This is a genomic window from Pseudomonas sp. lyk4-R2A-10 (assembly GCF_030209075.1).
Classification (GTDB): domain Bacteria; phylum Pseudomonadota; class Gammaproteobacteria; order Pseudomonadales; family Pseudomonadaceae; genus Aquipseudomonas; species Aquipseudomonas glycinae.
Map to the genome: position 1 here is coordinate 39,612 of NZ_JARVSR010000013.1, position 16,100 is coordinate 55,711.

The window sequence follows — 16,100 nt, forward strand, 5'->3', positions numbered from 1 at the left end:
GTCTTGCCTTACTCGGCTTTCAGGCCGTCAGCGGAGACCGCTTTCACGCCTTTGATTTTCTTGGTGATGTTTACAGCAGTAGTTTTCTGAGCCTCGGTGATCGCGACATCAGAGGACAGGGAAACCACACCTTTGTTGGTTTCGACTTTGATGTCGGTACCAGGAATGCCTTTTTCGGTTACCAGATCGCTTTTCACTTTGGTAGTGATCCAGGTATCGGAAGTAGCTTCTTTCGCCTTGGTGACTTCACCGGCAGCCAGGGTCATTGGAGCCTGAGTAGTCTGAGTCGATTGAGCAAATGCACCGGAAGCCATGGTCAGGGTCAGCGCGGTAGCAGCAGCGGCAGTGATAGCGAACTTCTTCATACGAGTAACTCCTGTTTTTCTGGAAAGTCTGCTGGTTGTCTTGTCAGCAGGGTTACTGGAGATATTGCGAACGCTGTGCCAACTTTTAAAAATCAAATAAACCTTTACAAATCAACAACTTACAAATTAATAAAATCTCCGAAATCATGCAATTTGCATGACCCTGTGCAAAAAGACGTGCAAGTTACGGCTTTTCTGAAAGTTCCTAACTCGCTGAAATAATTGAAGCTTTTATTAAACCGTCAGCCAAAAAAAAGCCCCGCAGTGCGGGGCATTCTTTATAGAGCAGCAGCTTTAAGCAGTGTGGATCAAACGCCCGGGCAACTGGTGGTCGAATAGTCTTTCGAACCAGAGAACTTGCACGACCAACCTGCTGCCGCCGTACGGGTCAGGGTGACGGTTTGCCCCAACACAGGCGCCGGAGCGTTGAGCAAGGTGCAGGTGATGGTCCCTGTGCCGTCGGCAACTTTACCGCTCGCCGCCAGCGTGCAATTTTGTGTCGCAGTCGTACCTGCATTGACGTTAGTTATGCTCGGATCAGTAGAGCCGGCATTGATGACATCTTCGAAGTTGACCTTCAGCGCCGACGCTTCGGCAATCCCCGCCGTGACCTTGGCCCGCGCCTGATATTTGGAGTACTGCGGCAAGGCAATCGTCGCCAGAATCCCGATGATCGCCACAACGATCAGCAGCTCGATCAGAGTGAAACCTTGTTGTTTCTTCATAGACACGCTCCATGCATGAGTCGGAATCTCATGATCTGAAATTGACTCAGCACAGCCCGTGCCAAGCGCTCGCAGCCCCGGCCTGCTGGGCGTGACCCGGACTCCCTGCCGATTCCTACAACCCGTAACCGCACTATCTGACACTTTTTGTCACCTGCACCCCGCGTGTTTGGCGCTGTCACTTGACTAGGCTATAAGTCATGAACTGTCTGCATCCGGGATTCCCATGAATGACATCGCTCTGAGCGGTCTGGCCAAGCAATTGGTACAGGCCGAACTGCTCACGGAAAAAAGCGCCCAGCAAGCCTGGCAGCAAGCCCAGCGCAATCGCCTGTCGCTGGTCAGCTATCTGGTACAAAACAAACTGGTGAAGAGCGCGCAGGTCGCCGAGATTGCCTCGGAGCACTTCGGCATGGCGTTCCTCGACCTCAACTGTCTCGACAGGGAAACCCAGCCCAAGGGCTTGGTCAGTGAAAAACTGGTGCGCCAGCACCATGCCCTGCCCCTGTGGCGTCGCGGCAACAAGCTGTTCGTGGGGATCTCCGACCCGAGCAATCATCAGGCGATCAACGACATCCAGTTCAGCACCGGGCTGAGCACCGAAGCCATTCTGGTCGAGGACGACAAGCTCACCGACGCCATCGAGAAATTCTTCGACACCCACGCCTCCGGCCTGGAAGACATGGCCGATGTCGACCTCGACGGGCTGGACGTCGAGTCCATCGATGACAGCAAGCAGGACGCCATCGGCGGGCTCGATGCCGACGATGCGCCGGTGGTGCGCTTCGTGCACAAGATGCTGCTGGACGCAATCAAGAGCGGCTCTTCCGACCTGCACTTCGAGCCTTACGAGAAAAACTACCGGGTGCGGGTGCGCACCGACGGCATCCTGCGCGAAGTGGCCAAGCCACCGATTCAATTGGCAGGACGCATCGCCGCACGCCTGAAGGTGATGGCCAGCCTCGACATCTCGGAGCGCCGCAAACCTCAGGACGGGCGCCTGAAGATGCGCCTGTCAAAGACCAAATCGATCGATTTCCGGGTCAACACCCTGCCAACCCTGTGGGGCGAAAAAGTGGTGATCCGGATCCTCGACCCCTCCAGCGCGCAGATCGGCATCGACGCCCTCGGTTATGAGCCGGAGCAGAAAGATCTGTACATGGCCGCCCTGAAACAGCCGCAAGGAATGATTCTGGTCACCGGCCCCACCGGTTCGGGCAAGACCGTCTCGCTGTACACCGGGCTGAATATCCTCAATACCGTCGACATCAATATCTCCACCGCCGAAGACCCTGTGGAGATCAACATGGAAGGCATCAACCAGGTCAACGTCAATCCGAAGCAGGGGCTGGACTTCGCCCAGGCCCTGCGCTCGTTCCTGCGTCAGGACCCGGACGTGATCATGGTCGGCGAGATCCGTGACCTCGAGACCGCCGAGATCGCCATCAAAGCAGCGCAGACCGGTCACCTCGTGCTCTCCACGCTGCACACCAACAGCGCCGCCGAGACACTCACCCGCTTGCACAACATGGGCATTCCCGGCTTCAACATCGCCACGTCGGTGAGCCTGATCATCGCCCAGCGTCTGGCGCGAAAACTCTGCAGCCACTGCAAGAAAGCCATCGAGATTCCCCGCGAAACCTTGCTCAAGGAAGGCTTCCCCGAGGAACGCATCGGCAGTTTCACAATCTATGAGCCCGTCGGCTGCGATCACTGCAACGGCGGGTACAAGGGTCGCGTGGGGATTTATGAAGTGGTAAAGAACACCCCCGAGCTGCAACGGCTGATCATGGCCGAGGGCAACTCACTGGAAATCGATACCCGGATGCGCCGGGACGGCTTCAACGACCTGCGCACCTCGGGCCTGATCAAAGCCATGCAAGGCATCACCAGCCTTGAAGAAATCAACCGGGTCACCAAGGACTGAACATGGCCGTCAAGGCAGCGAAAATCAGTGTCTATGCCTGGGAAGGCACGGACCGCAAAGGCAGCAAGGTGACCGGCGAGCTGAGCGGCCAGAACCCCGCGCTGGTCAAGGCCCAATTGCGCAAGCAGGGCATCAACCCCGGCAAGGTGCGCAAGAAATCCGCCTCGTTGCTGAGCTTCGGCCAGCGCATCAAGGCCCAGGACATTGCTCTGTTCACCCGGCAGATGGCGACCATGATGAAGGCCGGCGTGCCGCTGTTGCAGTCGTTCGACATCATCGGCGAAGGCTTCGAAAACCCGGCCATGCGCAAACTGGTCGACGAGGTGAAACAGGAGGTCGCCGCCGGTAACAGTTTCGCCGCCGCGCTGCGCAAGAAACCGCAATATTTCGACGAGTTGTACTGCAACCTGGTGGATGCCGGCGAGCAGTCCGGCGCCCTCGACACCCTGCTGGAGCGGGTCGCGACCTACAAAGAAAAGAGCGAAAGCCTCAAGGCCAAGATCAAGAAGGCCATGACCTACCCGTCGGCCGTGGTGCTGGTGGCAGCGGTGGTTACCGGGATTCTGCTGGTCAAGGTGGTGCCGCAGTTCCAGTCGGTGTTCTCTGGCTTCGGTGCCGAACTGCCAGCCTTCACGTTGATGGTGATCAGCCTGTCCGAATTCATGCAGCAATGGTGGTGGGCGATTCTCGGTTTGCTGGTGGCCAGTTTTTTCGGCACCCGCCATGCCCTGAAAAAATCCCAGGCGCTGCGCGACCGGCGTGACGCCTGGTTTCTCAAGCTGCCGCTGGTGGGCACATTGATGTACAAGTCCGCCGTGGCGCGGTTTGCCCGGACCCTGTCGACCACCTTCGCGGCCGGCGTGCCACTGGTGGAAGCACTGGATTCGGTGGCCGGGGCCACCGGCAACGTAGTGTTCAAGCGCGCCGTGTTGCGCATCCGTCAGGACGTTTCCACCGGCATGCAGCTGAATTTCTCGATGCGCTCCACCGGCATCTTTCCGAACATGGCGGTGCAGATGACCGCCATCGGCGAAGAGTCCGGCGCACTGGACGAGATGCTCGACAAGGTCGCAGGTTTCTATGAGGACGAGGTGGACAACATGGTCGACAACCTCACCAGCCTGATGGAGCCGTTCATCATGGTGGTGCTCGGGGTGATCGTCGGCGGTCTGGTGGTGGCGATGTACCTGCCGATCTTCCAACTCGGCTCAGCGATCTGACATGCCTATCGACGAACTCTTCAGCCTGTATCCGCTGGCCTTTGTCTTCACCGCCCTGCTGCTGGGGCTGGTGGTCGGCAGTTTCCTCAACGTGTTGATCTGGCGCCTGCCGAAAATGCTCGAGCGTGAATGGCGCCAGCAGGCTCACGATGTTTTGGGGCTGCCCGGTGAAGCACCGTTACCCACTTACAACCTGATGCTGCCGCACTCCCAATGCCCGCACTGTGGCCACCGGATCCGGGCCTGGGAAAACATTCCCGTGTTGAGTTACGTGTTTCTGCGCGGGCGCTGTTCAAGTTGCAGCGCACCGATCAGCAAGCGTTACCCGCTGACCGAACTGGCCTGCGGCCTGCTCTCGGCGTTCATCGCCTGGCACCTGGGTTTCGGCTGGCCGGCGTGCCTGCTGATCGTGCTGACCTGGGGCCTGTTGGCCATGAGCCTGATCGACACCGAACATCAATTGTTGCCCGACGTGCTGGTGCTGCCGCTGCTGTGGCTGGGGCTGATCGTCAACAGCTTCGAGCTGTTCGTGCCGCTGCACGATGCCCTGTGGGGCGCGGTGCTTGGGTACATGGCGCTGTGGTCGGTGTTCTGGCTGTTCAAACTGATCACCGGCAAGGACGGCATCGGTCACGGCGATTTCAAGCTGCTGGCGCTGCTCGGGGCCTGGGGCGGCTGGCAGATTCTGCCGCTGACCATCCTGCTGTCTTCGCTGGTGGGCGCCGTGCTCGGGGTGATTTTGCTCAAGCTGCGCGACCAGAAAACCTCGACGCCGATCCCCTTCGGCCCGTATCTGGCGATTGCCGGCTGGATTGCCTTGCTCTGGGGTGGTCAAATAACCGGCTTCTATTGGCAGTTTGTCGGTTTGAAATGAATACCCCTGTGGAAAAACCCTGGATTCTCGGCCTGACCGGCGGCATCGGCAGCGGCAAAAGCGCCGCCGCCCAGCACTTCATCGATCTTGGTATCCACGTGGTGGACGCTGATCACGCGGCGCGCTGGGTGGTCGAACCGGGCCGTCCGGCGCTGGCGAAGATCGCCGAACACTTCGGCCCCGACGTGTTGCAGGCCGACGGCACGCTGGATCGTGCAGCCCTGCGCAAACTGATCTTCGAGGTGCCGGAGCAACGGCGCTGGCTCGAAGCCTTATTGCATCCGTTGATCGCCGAAGAAATCGCCCATCACCTGGCGCTGGCAAAATCGCCTTATGCGATTCTGGTTTCGCCGCTGCTGATCGAATCCGGGCAATACGCGATGACCCAGCGAATTCTGGTAATCGACGCACCGCAACAACTGCAGATCGAACGCACCTTGCAGCGTGACCAGACCAGCGAACAGCAGGTCCAGGCGATCCTCAAAGCCCAGTCCAGCCGCGAAGACCGCATCAGCCGTGCCGACGATGTGGTGGTCAACGACCGCGACCTCGCTTGGCTGCACAGCGAGGTCGAGCGCCTGCATCACTTTTACCTGACTTTATCCGGAGGCCAATCATGAGCCAGACCCCAACCGTCAACTGCCCGACTTGCGGCGCGCCCGTGGAATTCACCCCGGAGAACAAATACCGTCCGTTCTGCTCGGACCGCTGCAAACTCATCGACCTCGGCGCCTGGGCGTCGGAAGAACACAAGATTCCGGTGGCCCCGGATGCCGAGGACGAACTGTTTTCCGGCGACTTCGACCCGCGTCACTGATCGCGCTCAGGGCCGCATGAAGCCGTAGTCCTGATCGTCGTCGAGGTTTTCCGCCAGAAAGCGCAACTCGTCGGCCAGGTCTTCGGCGTTGCGCACCGCCTTGCTCTGTTGCACCACCGCACTGAGCAAGGCGCGCAGGCTCAGGCCCGGATCGAACCCCACCTCCTGCGCCATCTCCAGACTCTGCCGGGTTTCCTGCCTCGCCCACTCGTACACGCTCATGCCGCTGCTCCTGAAGGGATTTGGCCGAGCATGAAATGCCGCGCGCAGAGTGGATTTGATGTGGATCAAGACTTGGGATCGTCGTCCTTCCACGGCGCCGAAAGGTAGCGGGTGCGGTTGAAGGTCTCCAGCCATTCCGGGCAGAACACCACCAACGCGCTGACCACCATGCCGTTGATGAAGGCTTCGGGAAATATCAGCAGCCACAGGTAACCGATGAAATCTTCCAGCCATTCCGGCATGGCAAAGAGGCCGTCGTACCAGAGCAAGGTCAGGCTCAGCGTCAGGCAGAACAACGCCGACAGCGCCGCGGCGAAAAAACCGGAACAGAAGATGTACACGAACGGATTGCGCGGCTGGGCGCGCTCGACCAGGATCGCCACGCACTCGGTGATCAGCACCGGCAACAGGATCAGCAAGGCGCCGTTGACCCCGACAGCCACCAGATCCTGACGCCCCAACAGCACCAGTCCCAGTTGCGCCACCAGTCCGCCGACGATCGCCAGCGGCCAGTCCAGCAGCAGCGTCACTGCCGTCATGCCAATGAAGTGGTAAGACACGCCGGTATCGAAATCCCTGCGTACCAGCCACAGCAGAAACAACGCGAACACCGTGCCGAACAGCAAGTGCTGACGGCGGCTGTCGCTGAACAGTTCGACCCACGGTGCGCGGCAGATCGCCCAAATCACCACTGGCAAGTAAACCAGCCACCCCAGTAGCAGGCTTGCGGACGACAGCAACTCGGCGCCGATCATGGGCGCGCCTGCTCCAGCGCCTCGCGCAGTTCCGCCACCTGGGTGTATTCGTGCCGGGCCAGCAAGCGCCCGTCCTTGAGCTGCAACCAGAGCACCGCACCTTCGGCCCCGGGGTAGCGAGAGGCCACGCGACTTTCGCGATCAAGCAGCACTCGATAGCTGTAGTCACGCATCGCCGGAACGGCGAACATCTTCGCGATCAGCGCCGGCATGCGCTGGATATCGGCGACAAACACCGCATGCCGCGCCTCCAGATAGCCCTTGGGCTGATCCGCCATGGCTTGCTTGAACAGTTTCGCGCCGTCCATGTCGCGCGCCACCAACAGCGTCGTAGTGGAGTTATCGAGAGTGAACGACTTATCGTACTGATCCAGCAGCGTCCAGGGTGCCAGCCGCTCGCCGATTTCCAGCGCATGGGCCCACAGCGGAACGACAGCGAACAACAACAGCCAGCGAAATTTCACATTCAGCCCCTTTCATTCGACGTTGATACACGGTGCCATCAGTCTACACCGCCCCTCCGGACTGCCTACTGATGCACTTTGCCGCGCGAACGCTTTCTGCTTGTCGCAATTGAACGCTAAGCTTGGGCCTATGGATGACTCAGATTATTTACGCCTGCTGACCATCGCGGCCGAGCAAGCCAACGCCTTTCTGTCCAATGCCCGCAAATGGGAGCGTGAGCGTTGGGTCTGCCAGCGCCTGCTGCAAGGCTTGAACATTCCTTATCGCGCCGACGAATTCGCCCCGGCCGGTGAGCCGCCGGACGTGCTGTTTCGCGACGCCAATTTCGAGGTGTTTTTCGTCCTCGACGAAGGTCGTCGGCTGAACGACGAATGGCGCGATGAGCTGCAACGTCGGCGCAGTGCGTTTTCCCTCAGCCAACTGGTGCGGCGTGAAGCCAAGCCGCGGCGGATTCCGGCCAATGAATTTCTGCTGAGACTGGCGCCGACCTTGCGCAAGAAAGCGCACAACTACAAGGAACGCGGCATGGATCTCGGCGAGCTGGACATCATTGCCTTCGCCAGCCTCAAGCGCGAAGTGCTCGACCTCAATAGCCACTTTCCGCCGCCCACCGAATACCTGCGTCAGGGCTGGCGCTCGTTGTCGCTGGTCGGGCCGACCTTTGCACGGGTGCTGTTCGCCCATCCCGACGCGCCGGACTTCCTGCGCGGCAATCTGGGGCGCAGTATCGTGTTCGATGTAGGGATCAGCCTGTGACGCCACTTCAACAATTGATCGCGGATGTTCCGCAGACCGGAAGCGTGCGCTGGATTGGCGTGCGCCCCGAATCACGGGGGCCGATGCTCGCGCTCGACGCCGTGGAAGCGCGGCTGGAAGCCGGGCTCACCGGCGACCACGCGCGGACCGGTGTGCGCAATGCGCGGCAGGTGACGCTGATTCAGTGGGAACATCTGGCCGTGATCAGCGGCCTGATGGGCCGGTCGGCCGAACAACCGGTCACGCCTGAAGATCTGCGGCGCAATCTCGTTATAAGCGGGATCAACCTGTTCAGCCTCAAGGGGCGGCGCTTTCGCATTGGTCAGGCAGTTTTCGAAACCACAGGCTGGTGCCAGCCGTGTGCGCGTCTGCAAAACAACCTTGGCCCCGGAACGTTCCAGGCCGTGCGCGGGCATGGCGGAATCACCGCGCGAGTGTTACAAAGCGGGATCATTCGCCTCGGGGACAGTGTGTCTGTCGAACCGGTCCCGGACAGTGGCTATGCTGCGTTCAATCCCGGTTGAAAACCGCTGTAGCGTGTTCTCATTCAGTAACGTCTACCTGACGAGGCCTTTATGACCAGCCGCCTGAACCCCGAAGACCAGAAGCATGTCGAAGAGTACCTGCAGTTGTCCCAACACCGTGTCGAGCGCCGGCCATTCCGGCCGTGGATGCTCCTGGTGCTGGTGCTGGCAGTGACCATTGGTCTGGGCCTGTTGAGCCGTTTAATCAGTTACCTGACGCTATGAGCTGCATCGCGCTCGCTCGGGTAGCTGCACCGATTTCCTTTCAAAACCTTGCGAGCTATCCCTATGTCCCATCGTATTGTCATTGTCGGCGGCGGCGCCGGCGGTCTGGAGTTGGCTACCCGTCTGGGTAAGACCCTGGGCAAACGCGGCACCGCCAGCATCATGCTGGTCGACGCGAACCTCACGCACATCTGGAAACCGCTGCTGCACGAAGTGGCCGCCGGATCGCTGAACTCCTCCGAAGACGAACTCAACTATGTCGCCCAGGCCAAATGGAACCACTTCGAGTTTCAGCTGGGGCGCATGAGCGGGCTCGATCGTGAGCAGAAGAAGATCCAGCTGGCCGCCACCTACGACGAAAACGGCGTTGAGCTGGTGCCGGCGCGAGAAGTGCCCTATGACTCGCTGGTGATCGCGGTCGGCAGCACCACCAACGACTTCGGCACCCAAGGCGCCGCGCAACACTGCCTGTTCCTCGACACCCGCAAGCAGGCCGAGCGTTTCCACCAGCAACTGCTCAATCACTATCTGCGCGCTCACGCCGGGCAGACCGATGCGGTCCAGCAGATCAGCGTGGCCATCGTCGGCGCCGGCGCCACGGGCGTCGAACTGGCGGCAGAACTGCACAACGCCGCTCATGAGCTGGCCGCCTACGGTCTGGACCGGATCAAACCGGAAAACATGCACATCACCCTGATCGAAGCCGGGCCACGGGTGCTGCCAGCACTGCCTGAACGTATCAGCGGGCCGGTGCACAAGACTCTGGAGAAACTCGGGGTCAACGTGATGACCAACGCTTCGGTCAGCCAGGTCACCGCTGACAGCCTGATCACCGCCGATGGCAACGAGATCAAGGCCAGCCTGAAAGTCTGGGCCGCCGGGATCCGCGCGCCAGCGTTCCTCAAGGACATCGACGGGCTGGAAACCAACCGCATCAACCAGTTGCAAGTGCTGCCGACGCTGCAAACCACCCGCGATGAAAATATTTTCGCCTTCGGTGACTGCGCCGCCTGCCCGCAACCGGGCTCCGATCGCAACGTTCCACCACGGGCCCAGGCTGCGCACCAACAGGCGTCGCTGCTGGCCAAATCGCTGAAACTGCGGATCGAAGGCAAAACCTTGCCGGAGTACAAGTACACCGACTACGGCTCGCTGATTTCGCTGTCGCGTTTTTCGGCTGTGGGTAACTTGATGGGTAACCTGACCGGCAGCGTGATGCTCGAAGGCTGGCTGGCGCGGATGTTTTACGTGTCGCTGTACCGCATGCACCAGATGGCGCTGTACGGGCCGTTCCGCACGGCGATGCTGATGCTCGGCAGCAAGATCGGACGCGGCACCGAGCCGCGCCTGAAGCTGCACTGATGTAAAAACACCGTGGGGGCGGGCTCGCCCTCACGGTGTTTTGTTTTCTACTGTATCTGCCCCAGCTTTCCCCACCTTCGCTTACAAACGCCCCGCTCCTCGACACAGACGCGATACACCGCCAAAGCTTAATGGCCACACCCGAGCACACCTGCTCCGGCTTGATCGCCCTTAACGTGTGGTTGCGCTGTGCAACCGAAGGAGAATGCAATGTCCCGTACTTCGAAAATCGGCAAAAACTCCCTTGGCCTGGTCGGTGCCGTACTGGCTGGCGGCCTGATGCTGTCCGGCTCGGTATTCGCCGCGCAACCGCTGGCCCAGGGCTACATGGTCGCTTCGGCCGAGACCTCGGTGAAAACCCCGGAAGGCAAATGCGGTGAAGGCAAATGCGGCGATGCGTCGATGGCCAAGACCGACACCGATGGCGACGGCAAGGTTTCGCGCGCCGAGTTTCTGAAAGTTGCTCCGAAGTCCGACTTCGACAAGATCGACACCAACCACGACGGTTTCATCGACGAGCAAGAGGCGTACAACAACGTCAAAGCCAACTTCGAAGCCAACGGCAAGAAAATGCCCAAAGGTCTGTTCGAACACCTGAAAGACCAGGACGGTGCCTGATTTCTCAGCCTGCCCGATAAAACAAAGCCGCGCTTTCTCTGACGAGAAGCGCGGCTTTTTCACGCCTGCACGATTACAGCTGGAAGCGTCGCACCATGCCTTGCAGGGCGTTGGCCAGTTGCGACAGTTCATGGCTCGACGCGTTGGTTTGATCGGCACCCGCCGCCGAGCGCACCGACAGATCGCGTATGTTCACCAGATTGCGATCCACTTCCCGCGCCACCTGCGCCTGTTCTTCGGCGGCGCTGGCGATCACCAGATTGCGCTCGTGGATTTCGTTTACCGAGGCCGTGATCGTCTGCAACGCTTCACCGGCCCGCTCCGCCAGCACCAGCGTAGTGGCCGCCCGCGAGGCACTGGCCTGCATCGACTCCAGCGCCAGGCTCGAACCGTTGCGCATGCCCTGCACCATCTGCTCGATTTCCTGGGTCGATTGCTGAGTGCGATAAGCCAGCGCCCGGACTTCATCGGCGACCACCGCAAACCCGCGTCCGCTCTCCCCGGCCCGCGCGGCTTCGATGGCGGCGTTGAGTGCCAGCAGGTTGGTCTGTTCGGCGATCGCCCGGATCACATCCAGCACTTTGCCGATGTCTTGCGACTGATTGGCCAGCGATTGCACCAACTCACCAGTGTGCTCGACTTCACTGGCCAGGGCGTTGATGGCGCCAGCAGTTTCACTGACCCGCTCCTGGCCCAACTGCGCCGACTCGCTGGACTGGCGGGTGGCGTCGGACGTCGACACCGCATTGCGAGCGACTTCCTCCACCGCTGTGGTCATCTCGTTGACCGCGGTGGCGGCTTGTTCGATTTCGTTGTTCTGCTGCTGCAGCCCTTGCGTGCTGTCGTGGGTCACCGCGCTCAGTTCGTCGGAAGCGGTCGCCAGTTGCGTGGCCGAGCCACTGATGCCCTGCAGGGTTTCGCGCAGGTTCTGCTGCATGGTCGCCAACGCCTTGAGCAGACGGCTGACCTCATCGTTGCCGTGAGTTTCGATCGGACGGGTCAGATCGCCTCTGGCGACGTGCTCAGCGGCGTCGACGGCGGCGCTCAGGGGGCGGACGATGCTGCGGGTCAGCAACATGGCCAAGGCGACGGTGGCCAGCGCCGCCAAAGCAATGAACAAGCTCACGATAGTGCGCGAGGTTTCGTAGTGGGCGGCAGAGTTCTGGCTTTCAGCGGCGACCTGACGGGCGAACAGGTCTGCCAGGTCATTGAGTTGTTTACCGGAGCCGTCGACCACGGTTTTCATGTCGACCAGCAGCAGCTTGGTCAGCTCATCGCGCTTGCCTTGCTCCGCGAGGGTGAACGACTGGGCGATGCCGGTGCGGTAGGCAGCGAAGGTTTTCTTGAACTGATCGTACAACTGCTGCCCTTCCGGGGTGGTCACCAGCCGGTCGTAGGCGGCGATTTTCTCGCTCAGTTCCCTGTCGCGGGTGTCCATCTGACTGCGGTAGGTGGCGATGTTGGCCGGATCCTGATCCAGCGCCATGCGCAGGGAAATGGTGCGAATGCGCAACATGATCTCGCGAATCTCGTCACCGCCGCGAATGCTCGGCAGCCATTGAGTCTCCACTGCCACTTCGCTGTCGCGGATGCTCGACATCTGCCCCAGCGCAAACACCCCCAGCAATGCCACCAGCACCGCGATCAGGGCGAAGCCCAAGGCGGCACGGGGAGCAATATTCAACTGACGAAGCAACATGACGAACGCCCTTTTTCTTGTATTGGCAGAATTCAGGGGCGCTTGATGCGGCAGGCCCCTTTCGTTAGCGGGCTATCGGCAAGTTGTATGACGACTTGAATGAAACATTTCCGCAGGGCAAAAAAAATCCCCGTATCTTTCGATACGAGGATTTTTAATATGGTCGGGGTAGGGGGATTCGAACTCCCGACATCCTGCTCCCAAAGCAGGCGCGCTACCGGACTGCGCTATACCCCGGTAAAAAAAAGGCGACCTTTCAAAGATCGCCTTCTTCGATCAGCGCTTTTGGCCTCTGATCTTAAGATTCGATCCCAGTGTTACCTGGTTTCAAAAATGGTGGGTCGTGTGGGATTCGAACCTACGACCAATTGGTTAAAAGCCAACTGCTCTACCAACTGAGCTAACGACCCAAAAATGGTCGGGGTAAGGGGATTCGAACTCCTGACATCCTGCTCCCAAAGCAGGCGCGCTACCGGACTGCGCTATACCCCGGTTTGAAATTGGCTCCGTGACCAGGACTCGAACCTGGGACCCAATGATTAACAGTCATTTGCTCTACCGACTGAGCTATCACGGAACTACATATTTCAATTTACAACGGTGAAACTTGCAGCTTCTCGACATCGTTTTCGCATCGCTGCGTTCGTGTGTCTGAGGCGCGCTATTCTACAACCTAGAACACCTCTGTCAACCCCCTAAATTGCTTTCAAGTTAATGATTTGCAACTTATTTCAGATTTCTGCTCAGTGAGCTGAAACCGTGTTGGTGACTGACTGCGGGGCGCACTTTACAAGCCTTTTCCTTTGAGTTCAACAGCCTGGCGAAAAAAAAGGCCTCGCAGTGCGAGGCCTTCCTTACTTCACCACCGGCAGGTGTCAGTTGAACGTGATCTCGTCGTTCTCCACCACACCGGTTGCGGTCTCGCCCGGCATGAAGCGTCCCGACAGGATCAACTGCGCCAACGGGTTCTCGATCCAGCGCTGGATCGCCCGCTTCAGCGGCCGTGCGCCATAGACCGGGTCGTAACCGACGGCAATCAGCTTGTCCATCCCCTCAGGGCTCAGTTCCAGCTTCAGCTCGCGCTCGGCCAGACGGTTGCGCAGACGGCCCAGCTGGATCTCGGTGATGCCCGCGATCTGATCCCGCGCCAATGGCTCGAAGATCACCACTTCGTCAACGCGGTTGATGAACTCCGGACGGAAGTGGGTGGAAATCGCATCCATCACCGCTGCCCGTTGTGCTTCACGATCACCGACCAGTTCCTGGATCTGCATCGAACCGAGATTGGAGGTCATGACGATCACGGTATTGCGGAAGTCCACCGTGCGGCCATGGCTGTCGGTCAGACGTCCATCCTCCAGCACTTGCAGCAGGATGTTGAACACGTCCGGATGCGCCTTCTCAACTTCGTCCAGCAGGATCACCGAGTAAGGCTTGCGCCGTACCGCTTCGGTCAGGTAACCACCCTCTTCGTAGCCGACGTAGCCCGGTGGTGCCCCGATCAACCGTGCCACGGAATGTTTCTCCATGAACTCGGACATGTCGATTCGCACCATCGCCTCTTCCGTATCGAAGAGGAATTCGGCCAGCGCCTTGCACAGCTCGGTTTTACCGACACCGGTCGGGCCGAGGAACATGAACGAGCCGCTCGGGCGGTTCGGGTCGGACAACCCGGCACGGGAACGCCGCACCGCGTTGGCTACTGCCACCACCGCTTCGTCCTGGCCGATCACACGTTGATGCAACAGGCTTTCCATCTTCATCAGCTTGTCACGTTCGCCTTCGAGCATTTTCGACACCGGAATACCGGTCCACTTCGAAACGACTTCGGCGATTTCCTCTTCGGTCACCTTGCTGCGCAGCAACTGGTTTTCGCTCTTGCCGTGCTGGTCGACCATTTGCAGGCTGCGTTCCAGATCCGGGATCACCCCATACTGCAACTCGGCCATGCGGTTCAGGTCGCCTTTACGGCGCGCGGCTTCCAGCTCCTGACGGGACTGTTCGATCTTCTGCTGAATCTGCGCAGAGCCCTGCACCTCGGCTTTTTCCGAGTTCCAGATTTCTTCCAGATCGGAGTACTCACGCTCGTGGCGATCGATTTCTTCCTGGAGTTTCTCCAGACGTTTCTTCGCCGCGTCGTCACTTTCTTTCTTCAGTGCCTGAGATTCCACCTTCAGTTGAATCAGGCGCCGCTCAAGACGATCCAGCACTTCCGGCTTGGAGTCGATCTCCATGCGGATGCGGCTGGCCGCTTCGTCGATCAGGTCGATCGCCTTGTCCGGCAGCTGCCGGTCAGTGATGTAGCGATGGCTGAGCTTGGCCGCCGCGATGATCGCGCCGTCGGTGATCGCCACCTTGTGGTGAACCTCGTAACGCTCCTTGAGCCCACGCAGGATCGCGATGGTGTCTTCTTCGCTCGGCTCGTCTACCAGCACTTTCTGGAAGCGTCGCTCGAGGGCCGCGTCCTTCTCTATATATTGGCGGTACTCGTTGAGCGTGGTCGCGCCGACGCAATGCAGCTCACCACGGGCCAGGGCCGGTTTGAGCATATTGCCGGCGTCCATCGAGCCCTCGCCCTTGCCGGCGCCGACCATGGTGTGCAGTTCGTCGATGAACAGAATGATCTGCCCTTCCTGCTTCGACAGCTCGTTGAGCAACGCTTTCAGGCGCTCTTCAAACTCGCCGCGATACTTGGCACCGGCAATCAGCGCCCCCATATCGAGGGACAGCAGACGCTTGCCGCGCAGGCCGTCCGGCACTTCACCATTGATGATGCGCTGGGCCAGACCTTCGGCAATCGCGGTTTTACCCACGCCAGGCTCGCCGATCAGCACCGGGTTGTTCTTGGTACGGCGTTGCAGCACCTGAATGGTGCGACGGATCTCGTCGTCACGGCCGATCACCGGGTCAAGCTTGCCTTCTTCGGCGCGTTTGGTCAGGTCGACGGTGTACTTATCCAGTGCCTGACGCGACTCTTCGTGGTTGGCGTCGTTGACCGCCTCGCCACCGCGCAGGTTGTTGATTGCATTTTCCAGAGCCTTTTTGCTCACGCCCTGGCCGAGCAGCAACTTCCCGAGCTTGCTGTTCTCGTCCATCGCGGCGAGCAGCACCAGCTCGCTGGAAATGAACTGATCGCCCTTCTGCTGGGCCAGACGATCGGCCTGGTTGAGCAGACGCGCCAGATCCTGCGACATGTTGACGTCGCCGGTCGGATTCTGGATTTTCGGTAATTGATCGAGCTCTTTGGTCAGCTCTTTACGCAAGCTGTTGACGTCGAAGCCCACCTGCATCAACAGGGGTTTGATCGAACCACCCTGCTGTTCAAGCATGGCCTGCATCAAATGCGCCGGCTCGATGGCAGGATGATCGTGGCCGACAGCCAAAGATTGGGCATCGGACAACGCCAACTGCAATTTGCTGGTTAAACGGTCTATACGCATGGGTCACCTTCCTTTTGAGCAGGCCGGACCTAAAAAACCATCCTGAATAAAGAAACCTGCCAGATACCGTTATAGATGCGGTCGATTCTGGAAGATTCAAGCGTCA

At 59.7% G+C, this 16,100-nt stretch carries 17 protein-coding genes and 4 tRNA genes; 10 read left to right on the top strand and 11 right to left on the bottom strand.

The annotated features are described in order from the left end of the window. Positions 1–8: 8 nt before the first annotated feature. A complete protein-coding gene (locus QRN46_RS23770; RefSeq protein ID WP_011335977.1) occupies positions 9–365 on the bottom strand; it encodes a BON domain-containing protein in 357 nt (118 codons plus the stop codon). 308 nt (positions 366–673) lie between these two features. After that, entirely contained in the window at positions 674–1,090 is a 417-nt protein-coding gene (locus QRN46_RS23775) for a pilin (protein WP_011335978.1), read from the bottom strand. A gap of 226 nt (positions 1,091–1,316) precedes the next feature. Between QRN46_RS23775 and pilB the strand changes: the two genes are divergently transcribed. Genes pilB through yacG form a run of 5 tightly spaced genes read left to right on the top strand, consistent with a single transcriptional unit; the run spans position 1,317 to position 5,928 of the window. Beyond that, positions 1,317–3,017, top strand: a complete 1,701-nt coding sequence (pilB, locus tag QRN46_RS23780; RefSeq protein ID WP_285357630.1) for a type IV-A pilus assembly ATPase PilB — start codon at positions 1,317–1,319, stop codon at positions 3,015–3,017. 2 nt (positions 3,018–3,019) lie between these two features. Continuing rightward, positions 3,020–4,237, top strand: a complete 1,218-nt coding sequence (locus tag QRN46_RS23785) for a type II secretion system F family protein (RefSeq protein ID WP_285357632.1) — start codon at positions 3,020–3,022, stop codon at positions 4,235–4,237. A gap of 1 nt (position 4,238) precedes the next feature. Beyond that, a complete protein-coding gene (locus QRN46_RS23790; RefSeq protein ID WP_011335981.1) occupies positions 4,239–5,111 on the top strand; it encodes a prepilin peptidase in 873 nt (290 codons plus the stop codon). Further along, positions 5,108–5,731 carry a dephospho-CoA kinase gene (gene coaE, locus QRN46_RS23795; RefSeq protein WP_011335982.1) on the top strand — a complete coding sequence of 208 codons (624 nt, stop codon included), beginning with the start codon at positions 5,108–5,110 and terminating at the stop codon, positions 5,729–5,731. Before QRN46_RS23790 ends, coaE begins: the two co-directional genes overlap by 4 nt. Beyond that, positions 5,728–5,928, top strand: coding sequence for a DNA gyrase inhibitor YacG (gene yacG, locus QRN46_RS23800; RefSeq protein ID WP_011335983.1), 201 nt, complete (start codon positions 5,728–5,730; stop codon positions 5,926–5,928). The genes coaE and yacG overlap by 4 nt, the downstream gene beginning before the upstream one ends. Positions 5,929–5,934: 6 nt before the next feature. On the opposite strand, the gene QRN46_RS23805 is transcribed toward yacG, so the two are convergent. The 3 genes from QRN46_RS23805 to QRN46_RS23815 form a co-directional block, all read right to left on the bottom strand. Next, positions 5,935–6,150 (bottom strand): hypothetical protein, encoded by a 216-nt coding sequence (locus tag QRN46_RS23805; protein WP_007959584.1) that lies wholly within the window; start codon positions 6,148–6,150, stop codon positions 5,935–5,937. Positions 6,151–6,215: 65 nt separating this feature from the next. Then, positions 6,216–6,905: an energy-coupling factor ABC transporter permease gene (locus tag QRN46_RS23810; protein ID WP_011335984.1), complete on the bottom strand. Its 690-nt coding sequence runs from the start codon at positions 6,903–6,905 to the stop codon at positions 6,216–6,218. Continuing rightward, positions 6,902–7,369 (bottom strand): hypothetical protein, encoded by a 468-nt coding sequence (locus QRN46_RS23815; RefSeq protein ID WP_011335985.1) that lies wholly within the window; start codon positions 7,367–7,369, stop codon positions 6,902–6,904. Before QRN46_RS23815 ends, QRN46_RS23810 begins: the two co-directional genes overlap by 4 nt. 130 nt (positions 7,370–7,499) lie before the next feature. On the opposite strand from QRN46_RS23815, the gene QRN46_RS23820 reads away from it, so the two are divergent. From QRN46_RS23820 to QRN46_RS23840, 5 genes are all read left to right on the top strand, one after another. Next, entirely contained in the window at positions 7,500–8,126 is a 627-nt protein-coding gene (locus tag QRN46_RS23820; protein ID WP_007959580.1) for a DUF1780 domain-containing protein, read from the top strand. Beyond that, positions 8,123–8,650: an MOSC domain-containing protein gene (locus QRN46_RS23825; RefSeq protein WP_285357641.1), complete on the top strand. Its 528-nt coding sequence runs from the start codon at positions 8,123–8,125 to the stop codon at positions 8,648–8,650. The genes QRN46_RS23820 and QRN46_RS23825 overlap by 4 nt, the downstream gene beginning before the upstream one ends. A 51-nt stretch (positions 8,651–8,701) precedes the next feature. Then, positions 8,702–8,875: a DUF3094 family protein gene (locus tag QRN46_RS23830; RefSeq protein WP_003228304.1), complete on the top strand. Its 174-nt coding sequence runs from the start codon at positions 8,702–8,704 to the stop codon at positions 8,873–8,875. 63 nt (positions 8,876–8,938) lie between these two features. Continuing rightward, on the top strand, positions 8,939–10,237 hold the full coding sequence (locus QRN46_RS23835; protein WP_011335987.1) for an NAD(P)/FAD-dependent oxidoreductase: 1,299 nt from the start codon (positions 8,939–8,941) through the stop codon (positions 10,235–10,237). A 210-nt stretch (positions 10,238–10,447) separates the two neighbouring features. Beyond that, positions 10,448–10,855 (top strand): HvfA family oxazolone/thioamide-modified RiPP metallophore, encoded by a 408-nt coding sequence (locus QRN46_RS23840; protein ID WP_007959573.1) that lies wholly within the window; start codon positions 10,448–10,450, stop codon positions 10,853–10,855. Positions 10,856–10,928: 73 nt separating this feature from the next. On the opposite strand, the gene QRN46_RS23845 is transcribed toward QRN46_RS23840, so the two are convergent. From QRN46_RS23845 to clpB, 6 genes are all read right to left on the bottom strand, one after another. Beyond that, positions 10,929–12,554 carry a methyl-accepting chemotaxis protein gene (locus QRN46_RS23845; RefSeq protein WP_011335988.1) on the bottom strand — a complete coding sequence of 542 codons (1,626 nt, stop codon included), beginning with the start codon at positions 12,552–12,554 and terminating at the stop codon, positions 10,929–10,931. Between the two features lie 160 nt (positions 12,555–12,714). After that, positions 12,715–12,791, bottom strand: a tRNA-Pro gene (locus QRN46_RS23850). A gap of 97 nt (positions 12,792–12,888) precedes the next feature. After that, positions 12,889–12,964 (bottom strand) — tRNA-Lys (locus tag QRN46_RS23855). 5 nt (positions 12,965–12,969) lie between these two features. Beyond that, positions 12,970–13,046, bottom strand: a tRNA-Pro gene (locus tag QRN46_RS23860). A 9-nt stretch (positions 13,047–13,055) separates the two neighbouring features. Then, a tRNA-Asn gene (locus QRN46_RS23865) sits at positions 13,056–13,131 on the bottom strand. Positions 13,132–13,429: 298 nt separating this feature from the next. Continuing rightward, a complete protein-coding gene (clpB, locus tag QRN46_RS23870) occupies positions 13,430–15,994 on the bottom strand; it encodes an ATP-dependent chaperone ClpB (protein ID WP_285357645.1) in 2,565 nt (854 codons plus the stop codon). Positions 15,995–16,100: the final 106 nt, after the last annotated feature.

Bases quoted from the DNA above. Each gene is read 5' to 3' on its own strand.
- clpB (WP_285357645.1), bottom strand. From the start codon at position 15,994: ATGCGTATAGACCGTTTAACCAGCAAATTGCAGTTGGCGTTGTCCGAT.
- QRN46_RS23790 (WP_011335981.1), top strand. From the start codon at position 4,239: ATGCCTATCGACGAACTCTTCAGCCTGTATCCGCTGGCCTTTGTCTTC.
- QRN46_RS23775 (WP_011335978.1), bottom strand. From the start codon at position 1,090: ATGAAGAAACAACAAGGTTTCACTCTGATCGAGCTGCTGATCGTTGTG.
- QRN46_RS23820 (WP_007959580.1), top strand. From the start codon at position 7,500: ATGGATGACTCAGATTATTTACGCCTGCTGACCATCGCGGCCGAGCAA.
- QRN46_RS23810 (WP_011335984.1), bottom strand. From the start codon at position 6,905: ATGATCGGCGCCGAGTTGCTGTCGTCCGCAAGCCTGCTACTGGGGTGG.
- QRN46_RS23835 (WP_011335987.1), top strand. From the start codon at position 8,939: ATGTCCCATCGTATTGTCATTGTCGGCGGCGGCGCCGGCGGTCTGGAG.
- yacG (WP_011335983.1), top strand. From the start codon at position 5,728: ATGAGCCAGACCCCAACCGTCAACTGCCCGACTTGCGGCGCGCCCGTG.
- QRN46_RS23805 (WP_007959584.1), bottom strand. From the start codon at position 6,150: ATGAGCGTGTACGAGTGGGCGAGGCAGGAAACCCGGCAGAGTCTGGAG.
- QRN46_RS23845 (WP_011335988.1), bottom strand. From the start codon at position 12,554: ATGTTGCTTCGTCAGTTGAATATTGCTCCCCGTGCCGCCTTGGGCTTC.
- QRN46_RS23830 (WP_003228304.1), top strand. From the start codon at position 8,702: ATGACCAGCCGCCTGAACCCCGAAGACCAGAAGCATGTCGAAGAGTAC.
- QRN46_RS23785 (WP_285357632.1), top strand. From the start codon at position 3,020: ATGGCCGTCAAGGCAGCGAAAATCAGTGTCTATGCCTGGGAAGGCACG.
- QRN46_RS23770 (WP_011335977.1), bottom strand. From the start codon at position 365: ATGAAGAAGTTCGCTATCACTGCCGCTGCTGCTACCGCGCTGACCCTG.
- coaE (WP_011335982.1), top strand. From the start codon at position 5,108: ATGAATACCCCTGTGGAAAAACCCTGGATTCTCGGCCTGACCGGCGGC.
- QRN46_RS23840 (WP_007959573.1), top strand. From the start codon at position 10,448: ATGTCCCGTACTTCGAAAATCGGCAAAAACTCCCTTGGCCTGGTCGGT.
- pilB (WP_285357630.1), top strand. From the start codon at position 1,317: ATGAATGACATCGCTCTGAGCGGTCTGGCCAAGCAATTGGTACAGGCC.